This window comes from Treponema sp. OMZ 838 (assembly GCF_000775995.1).
GTDB lineage: Bacteria > Spirochaetota > Spirochaetia > Treponematales > Treponemataceae > Treponema.
Genome location: NZ_CP009227.1, coordinates 260,160 through 279,161, shown reverse-complemented (window position 1 = coordinate 279,161; position 19,002 = coordinate 260,160). Strand labels below are relative to the sequence as shown.

16 protein-coding genes are annotated in these 19,002 nt (G+C 44.9%); 11 read left to right on the top strand and 5 right to left on the bottom strand.

Going from position 1 to position 19,002, the window contains the following annotated elements; translation table 11 throughout:
* Positions 1–277: 277 nt before the first annotated feature.
* The 5 genes from QI63_RS01225 to QI63_RS01205 all read left to right on the top strand — a co-directional run bounded on the left by QI63_RS01225 (position 278) and on the right by QI63_RS01205 (position 4,235).
* Positions 278–712: a hypothetical protein gene (locus QI63_RS01225; protein ID WP_144389639.1), complete on the top strand. Its 435-nt coding sequence runs from the start codon at positions 278–280 to the stop codon at positions 710–712.
* Between the two features lie 339 nt (positions 713–1,051).
* Entirely contained in the window at positions 1,052–1,927 is an 876-nt protein-coding gene (locus QI63_RS01220) for a hypothetical protein (RefSeq protein ID WP_044013154.1), read from the top strand.
* Between the two features lie 178 nt (positions 1,928–2,105).
* A complete protein-coding gene (locus QI63_RS01215) occupies positions 2,106–2,411 on the top strand; it encodes an FmdB family zinc ribbon protein (RefSeq protein ID WP_044013152.1) in 306 nt (101 codons plus the stop codon).
* Positions 2,302–2,727 (top strand): double zinc ribbon domain-containing protein, encoded by a 426-nt coding sequence (locus tag QI63_RS13480; protein ID WP_369792404.1) that lies wholly within the window; start codon positions 2,302–2,304, stop codon positions 2,725–2,727. Before QI63_RS01215 ends, QI63_RS13480 begins: the two co-directional genes overlap by 110 nt.
* A gap of 242 nt (positions 2,728–2,969) precedes the next feature.
* Positions 2,970–4,235: a Glu/Leu/Phe/Val family dehydrogenase gene (locus tag QI63_RS01205; RefSeq protein ID WP_044013150.1), complete on the top strand. Its 1,266-nt coding sequence runs from the start codon at positions 2,970–2,972 to the stop codon at positions 4,233–4,235.
* A gap of 142 nt (positions 4,236–4,377) precedes the next feature.
* Here QI63_RS01205 and gyrA read toward each other — a convergent pair whose 3' ends face one another.
* Both gyrA and gyrB read right to left on the bottom strand, forming a co-directional pair.
* Complete coding sequence (gene gyrA / locus QI63_RS01200; RefSeq protein ID WP_044013148.1) at positions 4,378–6,891, bottom strand: DNA topoisomerase (ATP-hydrolyzing) subunit A; 2,514 nt, start codon at positions 6,889–6,891, stop codon at positions 4,378–4,380.
* Positions 6,892–6,904: 13 nt separating this feature from the next.
* On the bottom strand, positions 6,905–8,821 hold the full coding sequence (gene gyrB / locus QI63_RS01195; protein ID WP_044013146.1) for a DNA topoisomerase (ATP-hydrolyzing) subunit B: 1,917 nt from the start codon (positions 8,819–8,821) through the stop codon (positions 6,905–6,907).
* Between the two features lie 298 nt (positions 8,822–9,119).
* On the opposite strand from gyrB, the gene QI63_RS01190 reads away from it, so the two are divergent.
* The 6 genes from QI63_RS01190 to QI63_RS01165 all read left to right on the top strand — a co-directional run bounded on the left by QI63_RS01190 (position 9,120) and on the right by QI63_RS01165 (position 14,764).
* Positions 9,120–9,752 (top strand): TetR/AcrR family transcriptional regulator, encoded by a 633-nt coding sequence (locus QI63_RS01190; protein WP_044013144.1) that lies wholly within the window; start codon positions 9,120–9,122, stop codon positions 9,750–9,752.
* 17 nt (positions 9,753–9,769) lie between these two features.
* On the top strand, positions 9,770–10,543 hold the full coding sequence (locus QI63_RS01185; RefSeq protein ID WP_044013142.1) for an EFR1 family ferrodoxin: 774 nt from the start codon (positions 9,770–9,772) through the stop codon (positions 10,541–10,543).
* Positions 10,540–10,989, top strand: coding sequence for a DUF2141 domain-containing protein (locus tag QI63_RS01180; RefSeq protein WP_044013139.1), 450 nt, complete (start codon positions 10,540–10,542; stop codon positions 10,987–10,989). The genes QI63_RS01185 and QI63_RS01180 overlap by 4 nt, the downstream gene beginning before the upstream one ends.
* Positions 10,990–11,458: 469 nt before the next feature.
* Positions 11,459–12,073, top strand: a complete 615-nt coding sequence (rpsD, locus tag QI63_RS01175; RefSeq protein WP_044013137.1) for a 30S ribosomal protein S4 — start codon at positions 11,459–11,461, stop codon at positions 12,071–12,073.
* A 252-nt stretch (positions 12,074–12,325) separates the two neighbouring features.
* On the top strand, positions 12,326–13,675 hold the full coding sequence (locus QI63_RS01170; RefSeq protein WP_044013135.1) for a sodium/glutamate symporter: 1,350 nt from the start codon (positions 12,326–12,328) through the stop codon (positions 13,673–13,675).
* Between the two features lie 12 nt (positions 13,676–13,687).
* Positions 13,688–14,764, top strand: a complete 1,077-nt coding sequence (locus tag QI63_RS01165) for an NAD(P)-dependent oxidoreductase (RefSeq protein WP_044013133.1) — start codon at positions 13,688–13,690, stop codon at positions 14,762–14,764.
* Between the two features lie 200 nt (positions 14,765–14,964).
* On the opposite strand, the gene uraA is transcribed toward QI63_RS01165, so the two are convergent.
* The 3 genes from uraA to ftsZ all read right to left on the bottom strand — a co-directional run bounded on the left by uraA (position 14,965) and on the right by ftsZ (position 18,996).
* Positions 14,965–16,218: a uracil permease gene (uraA, locus tag QI63_RS01160; protein WP_044013132.1), complete on the bottom strand. Its 1,254-nt coding sequence runs from the start codon at positions 16,216–16,218 to the stop codon at positions 14,965–14,967.
* Positions 16,219–16,354: 136 nt separating this feature from the next.
* Positions 16,355–17,254 carry a tyrosine-type recombinase/integrase gene (locus QI63_RS01155; protein ID WP_044013129.1) on the bottom strand — a complete coding sequence of 300 codons (900 nt, stop codon included), beginning with the start codon at positions 17,252–17,254 and terminating at the stop codon, positions 16,355–16,357.
* 458 nt (positions 17,255–17,712) lie between these two features.
* Positions 17,713–18,996 carry a cell division protein FtsZ gene (gene ftsZ, locus QI63_RS01150; protein WP_044013127.1) on the bottom strand — a complete coding sequence of 428 codons (1,284 nt, stop codon included), beginning with the start codon at positions 18,994–18,996 and terminating at the stop codon, positions 17,713–17,715.
* Positions 18,997–19,002 lie beyond the last annotated feature (6 nt).

Below are 19,002 nucleotides of genomic sequence, written 5' to 3'. Positions count from 1 at the left end.
GGGGAAAGGGCTTGCCCTTTCCCCCACCTGAATACGACGGAAAAAGAGACTGCTGAAATGATATCGGCAGTCTCTTTTTTTGTGGTGCTATACACTTTTAATCGTTTTCCTGCGTATCGCTTTTTTCTAATTTTTTTTCAACACGGCTCATAAAATGAGTAAGCGACACATCGGCGGATGCACTTTCAAAAGAGTATGTAGAAAATGAAGTTATAAAGCAGTATATAGATGACCCTAAGTATACGATTATTCTATCTCTGATGAACTCATATTGCCTGTGAAAAAAATTCATGAACTTTTTAGTACAAAGTATTATGAGAAATCCGATTTTAGGGAATCAACCTTTGATGGTATTTTAACTGGTCTCAATGGACTAGAAGCAGATGATTCAGTAAAAAAGAGAATAAAACCGCTTTACAGTAAAGATATGCTTTGCTATTTAGTGGCTGATAGTGTGGGTTTTGATAATCCAGATGCAAAATCAAGTTTGCTTGTTGCTGGTAGGTACAATGGAAACGGTTGTTATATTCATAAAACCAACTATTTAGAAAAGCTCCCAATGTTTGCAGCTAGCCGTTACATTACCTACAACCGTGAATGGACTGAACGTGCGAGAATTATGAAATCAGCAGATAAAGCGGAAATATTTTTTTATGATGCGAAAAATGGAAAATTGAATACTTTTACGAATATGACTCAAATGGTGATATGACATATTTTCATAGCACGATTGGTGGTGAACCATATTTAAATTACCATGCAGAATATGAAAATCATAAATTAGTTCATAGATATAGTCAGGCAGTACTTGGTGAACATCATGAATGGTGGACATATACAGATGACTTTAGAAAATGTACTTATAAAAATTCTCTAAAAGATGGAACTACATATTACGAATATGATTCCCATATTAGAAAATCCACAATATTCTGATGATTTCAAATTGACAGTATGTCCTCGTACGTATTATAGTGGGCTGGGATGGCGAAAAAACAACTAACTTTTGCGTCTTCCTCAAGGTTGAATCATTCAAGATAAGGGGAATTACATGCAAAAGCTTTACTTTTCTAAAATATTCGGAGTCGGCTGTATTATTGCGGCACTTATACTGGCAAGCAGCTGCGTATCACGTTCTGTTGAGTATGATATACGAGCATTCGGTGCTGTTGGATCGGACGCCGATGTGTATATAGTTGCTCCGGTTATCGGGAACGAACCGCTTTTAAAAGCTCTGTTTACCGCTTTTGTGCCGGAGAGAACCGCTCTGCAGTACTTAAACCGGACATCGGTACTGTATATCGGTGCAGACTACGGGGCGCCGCCATCGGTAACCGTTGTTTCGAGCGGTTCTTATCCTGTCAGTTTGGGAGATTTGCTGTTTTCTAAAAAAGACGGTTGGGAAAAACGCCGCTCGGCAGCACTGAACAATCGTACCTATTATTCTTCTGCGGTTGCTGATATAGTGGTTCAGGAAAAAATAGCCTTTATGTGCTTAGGCGGCAATCAACGAAATTCGGCAGCGTTTTTGCAGCGGATAGCCGAGCCTCAGCCCCCGATATTTCCGCCCCGATTTCAAGCGCTGAGTGAAGCCGGTAGGGTAGGTGAAATCGGCTTATATGCCCGTTCGGGAGGCTCCGTAGTATCCGCTTTGTTAGGCTTAGAGGATATTGAGCTGCCGATACGGTCGATAGAGCTTTATCTGAAAAGAGATATCAACTCAATGTATCGTTGTTCTGCAGTATTTGAAGCAATAGACGCTCGCGCAGCTCTTGTTGTCCGGCTGCTTCTGAGTCATGGTCTGAATGGAGCTTTTTCCGTTCAAGACTCTTCTATTTTTGTAGAAAATGCCGATATTACAGAAACAGAGCTCATTACAATGCTACAGGGTATAACTTCGGCTGCTAACATTGCGCAGCCTCGTTAACCGTCAAGTTTTCTACTGAAAGCTTACTTATTGTACGCCATTTCTCATTTTATTCCGAAATGGCATAATGCATCAGTTCTCGAGAATTGATATTCTCTCAACCGTTGCATTTTAAGGACGGTATAACTTCGGCTGCTCATAGAGCGTTTTAATTACTTGATTGATCTGTGGAGGGCTTATGCCTACGTATGACTATATGTGCGATTCTTGCGGAGCTTCTTTCGAGGTACAGCATAAAATGACCGATACGCCTGCTGTAGTTTGTCCGCAATGCGGAGCATCTGCTCATCAAGTATTCTCGGCTGGTTTTGGATTAAATTTTACCGGTAAAGGCTTTTATCAAACCGATACGCAAAAAGCATCTGTATCTGCAGATGCGAAGAAGGCTGATGTGCAAGGTTCCTCTTCGCAAGGGAAAGACAAAACGGCTCATTCGTGCAGTAGAGGCTGCGGATGCTCAGGCGGCTGTTCGTGTTCAAGCTAAGTATATGAATAAACAACCTAAGTTTTTTTGTGAAAATTGTAATGCAGAAGTTCGTCGTGATGCAGTGATCTGTCCTCATTGCGGTCGTTTTTTTGCCTCCGTGCGGTGTCCCAGTTGCGGATTTACCGGAACACATAAAGAGTTTAAAGACGGATGTCCCTCATGCGGCTATGCGTTCACTCCTGATCAGCAAGAGAACAAAAAAGATAATACAAAAAAACGAAAAAAAAGAAATTCCGTATTGTGCAATACGTCGGACATGAAGCCGATGCCCGCACCGACGCCGACCCCTTACCTTTATGGGTATACGGGGTAGTCCTTTTACTTTGTGCGGTTCTTGCGGCAATTTTCTTCCTCGTTTAAGTTATTTATTTCGAACAACAACATCGATGCTATTCTAATACCCTGAAGATACGGTAAATTTTTGCTTGACTGTTAGCAATTTCGGTTCTATACTTATAGATAATATAAGTGAGGTAAAATGAGTATAGCTAAAGTTTTTAGTTCCATTTTTACCATAATATAATTGTTTGCTGAAACTTATTGTGGAGGAGTTTTATGAGCAAAGAAACCTTAAACCCGTTAGCGAATGCACAGGCACAAGTAAAAAAAGCATGCGATGCTTTGGGTACGGATCCCGCGGTATATGAATTATTGAAGGAACCGCAACGGATAATTGAAATTTCCATTCCGGTAAAGATGGATAACGGTTCTATCAAGGTATTTAAGGGATATAGATCTGCACATAACGATGCGGTCGGTCCCTACAAGGGCGGAATCCGATTCCATCAAAATGTTAATGCAGATGAAGTTAAAGCTCTGTCAATGTGGATGAGTATTAAGTGCCAAGTAACAGGTATCCCGTATGGTGGATCAAAGGGCGGCATCACGGTTGATCCTTCGGAACTTTCTCAGCGCGAGCTTGAGCAGCTTTCACGCGGCTGGGTACGCGGTATGTATAAGTATTTGGGCGAAAAAGTAGACGTACCTGCTCCGGACGTCAATACCAACGGCCAGATCATGGCATGGATGCAGGATGAATACAATAAACTCACTGGGGAGCAGACCATCGGTGTATTTACCGGTAAGCCGCTCACCTACGGCGGTTCCAAGGGAAGAAACGAAGCAACCGGTTTCGGTGTTGCCGTTATTATGCGTGAAGCATGCAAAGCAATCGGTATGGATTTAAAGAAAGCAACCGTTGCCGTTCAGGGTTTCGGAAACGTTGGAAAGTTCACCGTTAAGAACATCATTAAGTTGGGCGGAAAAGTTGTTGCAGTTGCAGAATTCGATAAGAAAGAAGGCACCTATGCGACCTATAAAGAAAGCGGTTTTACCTTTGAAGAATTGAACGATGCAAAGACAAAAGACGGCAGCTTGCTCCACGTACCCGGTGCGAAGAAAATCTCTCTCGATGACTTCTGGGCATTGAATGTCGATGTTATCAGCCCCTGCGCAATGGAAAACGCGATTAAAGAGCACGAAGCCAACCTGATCAAAGCAAAATTGATTTGTGAAGGTGCAAACGGCCCCATCACGTTGGAAGCGGACGATATCCTTTACAAGAAAGGTATCCTCGTTACTCCCGATATTCTGACTAATGCCGGCGGTGTTACGGTTTCTTACTTTGAATGGGTACAGAACCTCTACGGCTACTACTGGACTGAAAAAGAAGTTGAAGAGAAAGAAGAGCGTGCAATGGTCGATGCATTCAACCCGATTTGGGCATTGAAGCAAGAAAAGAACGTTTCGTTCCGCCAAGCAACCTACATGAAATCCATCAAGAGAATTGATGAAGCGATGAAGGTAAGAGGCTGGTATTAATCCCGAACTTCCTATCTGCCTGAAAATATACGAGAACCTCTAAAGACTTTCATTTTTAGAGGTTCCTATACGGTTAGATAAAAGGGTTAATCTGCAAGGCGTATCGGTTCCTTAAAAAGAAGCCGATACGCCTTTTTTTATGCTAAACATCCCCTCCGTCGAGGTCAAGCTCTCCGTTGAAGGTTGTTTCCGAAGCGGGCGGCGCGATGTCTTCTTCATCCTCGCGTGCAACCACATCCAACCCGATGAGCTGGTCGGGGCTTTCGATATCGAGAATTTTAACACCCTGCGCGGCGCGTCCCATCACATTAATAGAAGAAACCTGCACGCGGATGGTCTTTCCCTGTCCGGTGATGCAGACAATTTCGTCATCGTCAGCGACGGCAAGCAATCCGACCACTTCGCCGGTTTTTTCGGTAATGGTGTACACCTTTTGCCCGCCTGTACCGCGCCCATGCGGAGAAAACTCGGAAAAATCAACCCGCTTGCCGTAGCCGTTCTCGCTCATCACGAGGAGCTTACCGCCGTTAATCCGAAGCGCGCCGGTCAGCTCATCCCCGCCGGACAACCGAATACCGATTACCCCATGCGAAGCGCGGCCTTGGTCGCGTATTTCGGTTTCGGAAACGCGGAGCGCCTGTCCGTGCCGGGTTACCAGCATTAGCTCATCTTTACCGGTGGTAAGGATTGCACTCACGAGCTTATCCCCTTCATCGAGCTTAATGGCGATAATACCGCGCGTTTTGGCATTTTGGAAGCTATCGGTCTGCACTTTCTTCACAATGCCGCCCGCCGTCGCCATCAGTAGGTATGTGTCGCTACTAAACTCTTTTAAGGATACAATCGTGGTAATTTCCTCGTCGGAAGATACGGCGAGCAGCGACTTGATATGAGAACCGCGGCTTGTACGGCTCGCTTCGGGGATTTCGTGTACCTTAACCCAGTATGCCTTCCCCTCATTAGTGATAAACATGATGTAGTCGTGCGTGGAAGCAGTGAAAATCTGGTCGATAAAGTCATCTTCAACCAAGGCTGCCGAATTGGAACCCTTGCCGCCGCGGTTCTGCCGCTTGTAGGCGGTAACCGGCACCCGCTTGATGTAGCCAAGGTTGGAAACCAGCACTACCATCTGCTCTTTTTTGATGAGGTCTTCGATGTTAATCTCTTCCACCTCATCGCTGACAATATCGGTACGGCGGTCATCGCCGAATTTCTCTGCAAGTTCATCGGTTTCCTGCTTAATCAGCGCAAGAATCTTTTCAGGATGCGCCAAGAGGTCTTTCAGGTGTTCGATCAGCAGTTCAAGCTCCTGTAATTCCTTGCGGAGGTCTTCAATTTCGAGGCTGGTGAGGCGCTTGAGCTGCATATCAACGATGGCCTGCGCCTGTATGTCGTCAAACGAGAACCGCTCCATCAATGCATTCTTGGCGCTTGCCGTATCGCGGGAGCCGCGGATAATCTTGATCACCTCATCGATGTTGTCGATGGCGACGATAAGAGCACGTAAAATATGAGCTCGTTCTTCAGCTTTTTTCAGGTCGAAACGGACGCGGCGGGTAACAACCTCCTGCCGGTGTGCCACAAAGTAGCCGACCAGCTGTTTGAGCGTCAGTGTTTGCGGCCGCCCATCCACCAATGCAAGGTTAATAACGCCGAAGGATGACTGCAGCGCGGTCTTGGAAAAGAGCTGGTTCAGCACCACCTTTGCGATAGCCCCTCGTTTGAGCTCGATAACCAGCCGTAAGCCGGCGCGGTCTGAGGTTTCATCGTTGACTGCCACAATCCCTTCTATTACTTTTTCACGGGCAAGTTCACCTATCTTAGCAACGAGCGCCGTGGTGTTTACCTGATAAGGCACTTCGGTAAAGATAATCGTTTCCTTGCCTTTTTTGTCAACTTCGATATTGAATCTGCCGCGGACTAAAATCTTTCCGCGTCCGGTTTTAAACGCCTGCCGGATGCCCTTTTTGCCGAAGATAATACCGCCGGTCGGAAAGTCTGGTCCTTTGATGTACTTGGCAAGCTCATCAATGGTAATGTCAGGATTGTCGATATAGGCGGACACCGCTTGAGCAATTTCACGTAGGTTGTGCGGCGGCATATTGGTTGCCATACCGACGGCGATACCGCTTGAACCATTCGCCAATAGAAATGGAAATTTGCCCGGCAGGACGGTCGGCTCCTGCGTAGAATCGTCAAAGTTTGGAATAAAATCAACGGTATCTTTTTTGATATCCTCTACCATCGACTCCGCAAGCCGCGCCATCTTTGCTTCCGTATAACGGTAGGCTGCAGGCGGGTCGCCGCCGATGGTTCCGAAGTTTCCTTGCGGATGGATTACCGGATACCGGAGGGAAAAATCCTGCCCCAAACGGACAAGCGCATCATAGACGGAGGCATCGCCATGCGGATGGTAACTTCCCAGTACATCACCGACAATCTTAGCGCATTTGCGCGTCGGGCCCGAATAACGCAAGTTCTTCTCTTCCATTGAATAGAGGATTCTGCGGTGTACCGGCTTCAAGCCATCCCGCACATCAGGCAGGGCACGGCTCACAATAACCGACATCGAATAGTCTATATATGCACGTTTTACTTCAGTTTCAATCGGAATGGGGATTAACACCCCGCCTTCCGGCGTTTTTATCTCTTCCACGTTTTATGCTCCATTATACATCGAGATTTGCATACACCGCATTTTCTTCGATAAATTTGCGGCGCGGCTCTACTTCTTCGCCCATCAGCGTGCTGAAAATCCGGTCAGCTTCTACCGCATCGGGCAGGGTTACCCGCATCATCTTACGGCGGGCAGGATCCATCGTGGTCTCCCAGAGCTGCGTGCCGTCCATTTCACCCAAACCCTTGTACCGCTGTACCGCGGGGCTGACGTTGCGTCCGATTTCATTCAAAATGCTGTCCCGTTCGCTGTCGTCATACACGTACCATTCTTTTTTATTATAGGAAATTTTATACAACGGCGGCATTGCGAGATACACATAGCCATGTTCAATCAGTTCCGGCATATAGCGGAAAAAGAAGGTGAGTAAGAGCGTGCGGATATGGGAACCGTCCACATCGGCATCAGCCATAATGATAATCTTGTGGTAGCGGATTTTATCAAGGTTAAAGTCTTCACCGATGCCGGTACCAAGTGTTGCGATAATCGGCTGGAGTTTCTCATTACTGAGTACCTTGTCGAGCCGGGTCTTCTCGACGTTCAGCATCTTTCCCCAGAGCGGTAAAATTGCCTGCGTCTTGCTGTCGCGTCCCTTCTTTGCGGAACCGCCAGCTGAATCACCTTCTACAATGTAAACCTCACATTTTTCCGGGTCTTTGGAAGAACAGTCGGCAAGTTTTCCCGGCAGTCCGAAGCTGTCCAGCCCGCTTTTCCGGCGGGTCGCTTCTTTTGCCTTGCGCGCTGCGATACGGGCGGTTGCTTCTCCTACTGCTTTTTCGAGGATTTTATCGATTTCGGTCGGGTTTTGCTCAAAAAAGAGGGTGAGTTTTTCGTTGATAAAGGTGTCAACGATGCTGCGCACATCGCTGTTGCCGAGTTTGGTCTTCGTCTGTCCTTCAAACTGAGGCTCGGGAACTTTGACCGACAGTACCGCCGTTAAACCGGCACGCACATCTTCACCCATCAGCTTTTCTTCTTTTTCCATCTTTTTAGAAAGCTTGGCGTTTTTTTTCAAGAATTCATTCATCACGCGAGTGAGCGCCGTTTTAAAACCTTCGAGGTGGGTACCGCCTTCCCGTGTGTTAATATCGTTGACAAAGGAAAGGATGTTTTCTTTATAACCGTCGTTGTACTGCATTGCAAGTTCAACAATGACATCGTTTTTTTCACCGTCAAAATAGATCGGTTCTTTTGGCAGCACCTGTTTGTTCTCGTTCAGGTAACGCACAAAGTGAGAAAGCCCGCCGTCAAAGGCAAAAGTAACTTCTTTGGGTGTAGAAAGCCGCTCATCCCGCAATACGATGCTGATGGTGTTGTTCAAAAAGGCGAGTTCGCGCAGCCGGACTGCCAGTACGTCAAAGTTATAGGTGGTCGTTTCGGTAAAAATAGTCGGGTCGGCAGTCCAGCGGATGGTAGTGCCGCGCTTTTGCGTTTCTCCTCGTTTGGCAACCGGGCCGAGCGGTTCACCGGCGGCAAATTTCTGCACATATTCAAAGCCGTCCCTGCAAACAATCGCTTCCATACTGGTGGAAAGCGCATTGACGACAGACACACCGACACCGTGCAAACCGCCGGAAACCTTGTACGAACCCTTGTCGAATTTACCGCCTGCATGGAGTCGTGTCAAAACCAACTCCAGCGCGCTCACGCCCTCTTCGGGGTGAATATCGACGGGAATACCGCGTCCGTTATCTTCTACCCTGACGGTATCGTTTTTTTCCAATACGACCAAAATGGTATCGCAATAACCTGCCATCGCTTCGTCGATACAGTTGTCGACAACTTCGTATACCAAATGATGCAGCCCATCGGGACCGGTAGAGCCGATATACATTCCGGGGCGCTTGCGGACGGCGTCCAGCCCCTTTAAAACCGTAATATTTTCCGCTGAATATGAAGGCGTTGTCATGCACTATCCTTAGAGAATAAAATGAAGGGAACCGATAAAAGGGTGATTTTTAGCGGTATCCTATGAATTATGGGGTATTCTATAAAATGATGATAATGATAGAAGTTCCCGTTCTTTATGAAAATCGAGCTATCATACTATAATCGGCCGAAAAAGTAAAGGCGCTGGAAAATGAGTGTTTATCCTTCCGTATAAAATAAACTCTATGTAAAATTTTGCATACAAGCAAGGAGTATAATCTTGACACTGTAAAGATTATAAGCTATTATCTTGTCAGTGTAAAGATTGAGAGGAGCTTATGAGTACATCGAATTTACCTTACCACCGCAAGGATTTAAAAAATCTATTGATTGAAAAAGGAATCGAAATTGTTAACGCCGATGGCTTACAATCTTTTTCGCTGAGAAAAGCGGCAGCTGCCTGTAAAGTCAGTCATGCTGCTCCGTACAGTCATTTTCACAACAAGGAAGAATTGCTGAGCGCAATGCAGCTGCATATCACCGAGCGCTTTTCGCAAATACTCGAGGCGGCTATCGTCGAAAATAAAAATCCTGCCGCATTATTAAAAGATATAGGTATAGCCTATGTTTCTTTTTTTATTGATAATCCCTCTTATTTTCAATTTTTGTATGCCAACTCCGATATCAAGGTAGATTTAACTTTATCGATACCGGATGAGGAAAATTATACCCCCTTTATTCTATATAAAAACAGCCTTCTTTCATTGCTCGATCAAAGTACGGTTTCAAAAGAAAAGCAAAACGATATTCTTATAACGACATGGGCTTTTATACACGGACTGACGGCATTGGCAACAATGAAAAATGTCCGCTACGACAAAAATTGGAAAGAAAAAATCACCGATTTTATGGATTTGCTTGAACCGTCTTTTTTAAGCAGTGCTCATTTTCAGCGGGCAGCGGTAAAGTAGCGATATAAGGACATACTATGAATGGTATTTATTTTAGCGGAACGGGCAATACAAAATACTGCATGGAAGTATTAGTAAAAGCAACGGGAGGCAAGGCTTTCAGCATCGAAACAAGAGAAGCCCTTGAAGTCTTACGCATATCGGATGAAATTGTGATCGGTTACCCCATTTATTTCAGCGACATTCCGCGTATTGTAAAAATGTTTATTGTAGAACATGCCGATATGTTTTACAGAAAGCGCGTTTTCGTTATTGCGACGATGGGGCTTTTTAGCGGAGACGGCGCGGGACTTGCGGCGCGGCTGCTTCAAAAATACGGCGCCGTTGTTACAGGAGGTTTGCACATACGAATGCCGGACTGTATTGCCGATGTAAAGCTTTTGAAAAAAACGCTTGAAGAAAATAGAACTCTCATATTGGTGGCAGAAAAAAAAATTGAACAAACGGCAGATGGTATAAAGCGGGGCATCTATCCCAAAGACGGCTTGTCCCTTTTGCATCACATTGCAGGTTTATTCGGACAACGCCTGTGGTTTAAACGGCATGCAAAAAAACTGACTGAGCAGCTTAAAATCCGAACGGATCGCTGCATCGGCTGTGGTATATGTGCGGCACATTGTCCTTCAAAATCATTGCATATCGAAAACAATAAAGCCGTATTTTGTCCCGGAAACTGCACGATATGTTATCGATGTATCAACAACTGTCCTACAAAGGCGATCACACTGATAGGTACGGACGTATTCGAACAGTGCCGCTTTGAAAATTATGGAGAGGAGAAAATAACATGAAAAAGATAAATACGAAAAAAACATGTGCCGTATTTTTCTGTCTGATGTGTCTTTGGTTAGCGTATGCCCAAACAACGCAGAACGAAGTGCACTACGATGTTGAAATCGTCGTTACCGGTATACAAGAACATTCGGGGATGATTGCGATAAGTATTCATGATTCAGCGGAAAGTTTTAACAAACGGCTCCCGTATCGAACTGCCGAACTGGCTGTAACCGGAGAGCAAGCGGTGTATCATATACAGCTAAAAGCCGGCGAGTATGCTTTTTGCGTGTATCACGATGTCAACAACGATGGAAAACTCAATACAAATGCGATAGGCATACCAAAAGAACCGTACGGCTTTAGTAACTATAATGGAAAAGGATTTCCCGGCAACTTCAAAAAACACAAGGTGTTAATAGGCGAGGCAATGACGATAACAATCCCTTTGATCAAACTGTAAACAGGGCAAACGCATCAGGTTGTTTTTTAACGACTCCGCGGAAAAATTGAGACTATTCGACCAGAGTTGAACCTCTGCGCGGTTCAAATGGTCTCACAGTCTCAATTTTTCCGCGGTTTTTATTTACGCTACCTGATGCGTTTGTCCGCTTGTTGAAAAAAATGCGCAAAATTTTGGATAAAATTTTGCACAGAAGGACGGCGTATCTCTCTTACAATATTGATAATGCAGAATTTTTGAAACTATAAAGGCACAATCTTGACAAAAATGGATATTTTAAGATAAGCTATATCATTATGTTCTGCCGTACGCGGCTTTCATCTCGATGAAGTACGGTAAGCATGATCCGGTAAACGCTGATAATCAAATGCGGTTTTGGGCGTTTGCCATGCTCTTTTTTATCGTTCCCTAATAAAAGAGACTACTGTAACACCGCTGCGGTGTTCTTATTAGATTTACGAGGTGAAAAATGGCAACGAGACAGCCGAAAGGTAAATTGGTCCGCCGGTTCGGATCAAATATTTTTGGAAATCCTAAGTACAGTAAGTTATTGGATAGAAAACCGAATGCCCCCGGTAAGGAACGCGGTGCTAAACAACGCGGAAAGCTTTCCGTTTACGGCGAACAGTTAAAGGAAAAACAGAAATTCCGCTTTGCGTATGGAATGTCCGAGCGTCAGTTCAGCAATCTGTTCCAAAAAGCATTTAAGATGTCCGGTGTTACCGGTGATAATATGCTCTCCTTAATGGAACAGCGGTTGGATAATACCATTTATCGCATGGGATTTGCAGTAAGCCGTGCGCAGGCGCGTCAGATGGTTTCTCACGCTTATTTCTTATTGAACGGTAAACCGGCAAATATCCCGTCCATGCGGGTTAAAGTCGGTGATGTCATTACGACAAAAGACAAGAAAGGCTTCCAAAATCTTATCCGGCACAACTTAAGCACCGTACAAGGTTCAAAGGGAGGGTGGCTTTCCGTTAATGATGAAAACTTATCTGCAACGGTAACGGCACTTCCTACTCCCGCCGATATTCAACCGGTTGGAAATATCCAGTACGTCGTCGAATTCTATTCTCGGTAGTATAGAACTACTTTAAAAAATTCAACATCTACAAAAGGCTTCCTAATATATGCCGTATGTGCATAAGAAGGAAGCCTTTTTATTTATATTTTAGGTCGTGCAATATTATGTTTACTCCGTATTTCAGTAAGATGTGATTATGATACCAATTTTTGCCTATTTTGATGGTGAGAACTTGACAAAATCAATATCTTGTTTAAGATCTATCTAATACATCAAAAGAGTGATGTTAAACCTAAAGAGGAGGAATCTATGTCTTTATGGGATATTGTAACCGATGCGGGGCTTTTAGGAGCACTGCTGCTCATCGGTCAATTTTTAAGAGCTAAAGTTAAGTTTTTTCAGTCTATACTGATGCCGGCTTCATTGATCGGCGGTTTTATCGGTTTGGCGCTCGGACCGAGCGGTTTTCATATATTGCCGTTCTCAGCTCAATTAACAAAGTATGCAGGGGTGCTTATCGCGGTTGTGTTTGCTGCTACTCCTATTGGAGATAAGCCTATCTCCAAAAAGGATATAAAGGGGGTAGGCGGTTTCTTCTATCAAAATACGGGAATCCTTATGCTGCAATATGCAGCCGGAATGGTCTTAGCACTGGGTATCCTCAATAAGATTTGGCCCAGTCTAAACGATGGTTTTGGTTTGCTGATGGCAACCGGATTTTACGGCGGACACGGAACTGCCGCTGCTGTTGGCGCGATTTATAAAGAGCATGGGTATCCGGAATTTTTCGATTTGGCAAACGTCTCTGCAACTGTCGGATTAGTTGGTGGTATTGTGCTCGGTATGGTTCTTATCAACTGGGGAACACGGAAAGGTTATACGAATTATGTTGAATCACCGAAGCAGCTTCCAGAACATATCCGTACTGGTCTTATTCCTGAAAGTCAGCAAAAAAGTGCTGGAAAAATCACTATTTCGAATATGTCCTTGGATCCCCTTGCATTCCATATTGCAATCATCATGATTGCTACGATGTTGGGTAAATGGTTCTCAGTTATGGTCAAGAGCCAAGTGAGCTGGCTCTCCATTCCGGAATTTGTTTCTGCATTGATCTTCGGTTATGTCATGCAATTCTTTTTAAAGAGAACCGGTGCTACAAAGTATGTTGATAGATACACCGTACAAAGAATAAGCAGTACTGCAACGGATTTATTGGTTATATCCGCAATTGTCGGCTTAAAACTCAATGTTATTGCAGCAAATTTTGGGCCGCTTTTAATCAGCTTTGCCTTTGGTCTTATCCTCAATATCGCGTGGTTCATCTATGTCGGTAAATATAGTTCTTCTAAAGATTGGTTTGAACGGGCTATTATGAATTACGGCCGCGCAAATGGTGTTATTGCAACGGGTGTCTTGCTCAGTAGAGTTGTTGACCCTGATCAAAAATCGCGAGGTTTGGAAGATACCGGTATAACAGACTTGCTTAATAGACCGATTGCAATTGCTTTACAAGCATTACCCCCTATTTTTATTGCAATGGGCGGGTCGTATCCGATGTATACAACATTAGTTATGTGCGCAGGTTTTATAGTGTTAACCATTGTAGCCTTAGCATTTAAGTGGTGGACACCTGGAAAGATGCAGTATTCAAAAGAATAGGTGAAAACTAGAATGAATTACGATATAATGCATTTTGAAGCTCTTGGTAAGGAAGCAGAGTTTTTAAAGAATATAACAGAAGAACTGCAAAAGAAAGGTGCATTGCCTACTTCTTTTACCTCTTTGATTACCCCGTTGACTATTCAAGAGTACCTGAAAGAAAATACAGTTGATTTACCCGATATAATTACGACAAAAACACATTCAAAGTTGCCGGATACGTATGTTAATAACGGAATTAAAAAAAGCGTTATTACACGAAGTGCGGGGTATGATCATTTTGAACATTTGCAATACAAGATTAACTTAGCAAGTTTAAGAGAGTATTGTATCGATGCCGTTGCACAAACTGCAATAAAATTTCTTTATTGTACAGCTGGCAATTTGAATGAATATTCGTATAATACGAAGGTTTTTGAACGAAAAAATACCAAATCTTTTATGGAGTTGGGAAAAAACAGGATTGCTACCGTGTACGGTGTTGGGAAGATTGGTAAGCGAGTTTATGAAGATCTGGAAGCGAACGGTTTAACTGTTCAAGCTGTTGATATTCGCGAAAATGAGTTGAAACAACTACCGGAATACAAAGATTGCTGTTTTACAGATCGGGACACCGCTATTGCAAATTCCGATATACTGATCAATGTGATGAATTTAACAAAAGACAAAAATAGCAGGTTTTATAATGAAGGATATTTCGATGAAAAATATCTTTTAAAGGCAAAAAAACCGTTGATTTTTATCAATGTTACAAGAGGAGAAATTGCTCCCGAAGCAACGTTACTGAAGCTATATCGAGAAGGTAAGATTACCGGTATCGCAGCGGACGTGTTCAGCCAAGAGTCTGAGTTAACGGATTACTTGCGAGCAGATGATTTTACAGGGTGCCGTAATGAAAATATTCTGGCAGCTAAGGAAATTATCGATGAATCGTTGTCAAGGAAATCGAATTTCTATGTCCAGCCCCATCAAGGGTTTAATTCAGATATAGCAGCAAAGACTAAAGCTGCCGAAGCAATGAATCATGTCGTATTCTGGTTGAATAACGGTAAAACTCACTTTAAAGAGCAATTGCCGTATTATAAATAGTAATTTTATTTTTTAATAATGTGAGCGTCCTGTGCAGTATATTTCCTGCGCAGGAAACTGCACTGCCTGACGCTGCTTTAAGATTAAACCTGTTCGGAAACTTCCGTTTCGGAACAGGTTACTTTGAAATGCGATGTTCTAAATAAATCGTGCTATTTAGAACTCGGCGATCTGTTCAACAACGCAGTTATCGAACAGGTCTATTCTAAGGCGTTTATTTTTTCAAAGATATAAAAGATTAAACTCATCAATACCGCAACAGCGGAAGCGAGTACCATACCCTTAAACTCGATTTGTCCCAATCTGATGGATACCCCGCTCAATCCTGTTGTAAAGACAACGGAAGTCAGCATAAGGTTTTTCGGTTTGGAATAATCTATTTTTGAGTCAACCAAGAGTCGGATACCCGAGGCGCCAATCATTCCGTATAATAGAAACGTTACACCGCCGATAACATCGCCCGGTATGGTTTGGATAACTGCTGCAAGGGGGCTGATAAAGGCCATTAGGATGGAAATGACCGCAGCTCCGCCGATAACGTACACGCTGTACACGCCGGTAACTGCCATAACGCCGATATTTTCACCGTAGGTTGTCGTGGGAACGCCGCCGACCATACCCGAAAGCGCAGTAGAGAAGTTATCTGCAAAAATGGTGCGGTGCAAACCCGGATCCTTAATAAGATCTCGCTTAATAATATTCGATGTAACCACCTGATGGCTGATATGCTCACTTGTGATGACTAGCAGCACCGGCAGCATTGTTAAAATTGCTTTGATGTCGAATTTCGGTAATTGAAAGTGGGGAAGGGTGAAAAGCCCCGCTTCTTTAATCGGTGTAAAGTCGATCAACCCAAAAAAGACGGAAGCTGTGTATCCGGCGATAATTGCGATAAGGATCGGGATGGTGGAAAAGAATCCTCGAAAGAGAACTGATCCGAATACCGCGACGCCGAGCGTTATAAAAAACACCGTGATATCCGCCGTGGTAACGGTATCTGTCATAATATTAGCCCCGATATTGCCGCCGCGGACGGTAAGGCTGACCAGCTCAAACCCGATGAGCGCAACTACGGAACCCATTGCTGCAGGGGGAAGGATAATATCAATCCATGACGAACCGAACTTATAGATAATCAGCGCAATCAGACAGCCGAGCAGGCCTGTTACTACGAAGGCGCCGAGTGCATATTGGAATCCCATGCTCGATATAATCAAACCGGCAGGGCCTAAAAACGCAAAACTGGAACCGAGGTAAGCCGGAGCCTTTCCCTTTCCGATAAGGATGAAAAGCAGCGTTCCTATTCCGTTCATCAAAAGCACTATTCCCGGGTTGATTTGGAAAATGATTGGAACCAGAACCGACGCGCCGAACATTGCGAACGTGTGTTGTAAACTGAGTGGGAGAAAAAGACTTGCCGGTATTTTTTCATCTACCTGATAGATTTTTTTCATCAAAACCTCCATCTAACATATTAAAATGCAGGCAGTATCGAGCTGTATCGTCGGTAGTTGCCCAAAAATTTTTGACTATAGCATTTTTACCGGTACCGGTACAAGAGGAGATTTTCTTTTTATCGGGGTGTTAGTTTTAATGTTTTTTTTCAAAAAATTTGCGGTGGTACGATTCCAACTCCTTGTCTTCGATATGAGTGTAAATTTGCGTAGTAGCGATACTTGCATGACCGAGGAGACATTGCACGGAGCGGAGGTCAGCGCCGCCTGCGAGCAGATGGGTTGCATACGAGTGACGGAGTGTGTGGATTTTTGTGGTAACGCCGCTCAGTTGTTCGATTTCCTGCAAGCGTTTCCAAATACCCTTACGGGTAAGGCGCTCCCCGTGGTGATTTAAGAACACCGCCCCTGTCGTTTCGGTGTTTTCGCGATGAGCCGGTTTTAAAAGAAGGGGGCGGGCAGTTTTTAAATAGACACTGAGCCGCGCTTCCGCCTGCGTTCCGAAGGGGATGATGCGCTCCTTTCCGCCCTTGCCGTGAACTTTCAGCAGCTGTTCGTTAAAGAACACATCTTCCAGTGAAAGCGTTACCGCTTCGCTTACGCGCAGCCCCGCCGAGTAGATAAGCTCAAACAGGGCGCGGTCGCGGATACCGTTCGGCGTATCCAGCGGGATGGCTGCCAAAAGTTTGTCTACTTCATCGGGGGCGAGCGCCCGCGGTAAATTTTTTTCACGGCGGGGGCTTTCCAGCTGTTCTGCAGGATTATCGGCGCGGACGTTTTCCAGCTGCAAAAAGCGGTAAAAGGAGCGGAGCGCCGCCTGATCTTTTGCAAGCGTTCTCCCCGTTACCCCTTCTTCCGCCCGCGCAAGAATGAAGCCGATACAATCGTCTTGAGACGCGTCTTCGATAAGGCGCTCCCCGCCCAGCTGCTGCTGAAAGAGCCGTAGCGTATTGAGATATGTTTTAGCGGTCAGCTGCGCCCGCGCCTCCGCCGAAATTAAATACCCGTAAAATGCCCGTAATTGTATTTCATTCATCGTAATTTACTCAGGATAAGCACACCAGAACGTTGTTTGAATCTCCCCGCAAAATAATTGAGGTCGTTCAACCAGAGTTGAACCTCTTCGCGGTTCAAATGGTCTCACGACCTCAATTATTTTGCGATTGTGATTAATTCATCTGGTGTGCTTATCCTTCCTCTAAAATAAATTGTGCGAAATTTTATCCAAAATTTCGCACAAAAGGACTGTAATCAACAACCTCGATGCAGAGCGTCGAGATATTAAGCTCTTATATAACTAAAGGTGGTCATAAATTTTGCACCTAGCCCTTCCGTTAGCCTTTTAAAAAAGACTAGTTTCAGAAGCGGCATGGATGCCGCTGGTTCCATCAGAAGCGATGTTTCGGCGGAGCCGAAACTCGCCATGAAAAGTGTACAAGGATGTACACTTTTCATGATGCGACAACGCAGGTGCCCGCATATTTTTAAAAGGAGTTACCTTTGGTTGCGTAGATAGGCCGGCACATCCAAATCGGTATTGGCGCCGGGGAGCTGTACACGGATAGGCTGCCGCGGGGTTTCGGTCATTGCCGGTTGTTGAAGCGGCGGAGCTGCTGGTATTCCTGCATTCCGCGGGCCGAGACCGGGGAGGCTCGGCTGTTGCGGTGTTTGCAGCTTTGCCCATTCGCTTGCCGAAATAAAATCGTTTTGTAAAAACGACGTATGGAGAGATTCAGGTTGAGCCGCTGACTCCGCTGACTGTCCCTGCTTCTGCATCACTCCTTGAATCGGATCCGTGTCAGTAGGGAAGCCCGTTGCGATTACCGTTACGGTAATTTTATCCTTCATGGATTCATCGGTTTCATCAACGGTAATACCGTGAATGGTTTCCACATCGGGATGGGCATTTGCCGTAACGATTTCCATAATATCGTTGACTTCCACGGTAGAAGGCATCTCTGCTGCATAAATATTAACCAGTATCCGCATTGCACCTTCGATATGGGAATCTTCTAAAAGCGGGTTGTTGATGGCATTCGTTGCTGCATCGACTGCGCGGTTTTCTCCTGATCCGGTACCGACACCCATTAAGGCATCGCCTTGACCTGCCATCGTAGAACGTACATCCGCAAAGTCGATATTGACTAATCCGTTTTTTGTAATGATATCTGCAATGCCTTGTACTGCACGGCGCAACACATCATCTGCCATTACGAAGGCATCTTTTATTGTCTGCTTGCTGTCTACAAGATTTAATAAATGCTGATTGGGGATAACAACGAGTGTATCGACATTTTGCCGAAGCTTTGCAATTCCCGCTTCGGCAGTACGCATCTTTGCCCGTCCTTCAAAGGAAAAGGGCTTGGTAACGACACCGACTGTTAAGGCTCCTTGGTCGCGGGCTATCTTTGCGATAACCGGCGCAGAACCCGTACCGGTGCCGCCTCCCATACCGGCGGTGATAAAGACCATGTGCGCTCCGCGGACGGCATTCGCAATAATTTCGGTGTCTTCCATAGCGGCTTTTTCGCCGATTTCAGGCTTTCCTCCTGCGCCGAGTCCTCCGGTTAACTTTGAGCCGATTGCCAATTTCATCGGCGCTTTTGAATAATTGAGTGCCTGTACATCGGTGTTTGCTACGATAAAATCGACGTACTGTATGTTGCACTCCAACATCCTATTAACCGCATTCGAACCGCCGCCGCCCGCACCAATTACCTTAATAACAGTGGGATTAACCGGTAACAGTTCATTTTGCTGCATCACTTGATAATCCATATATGT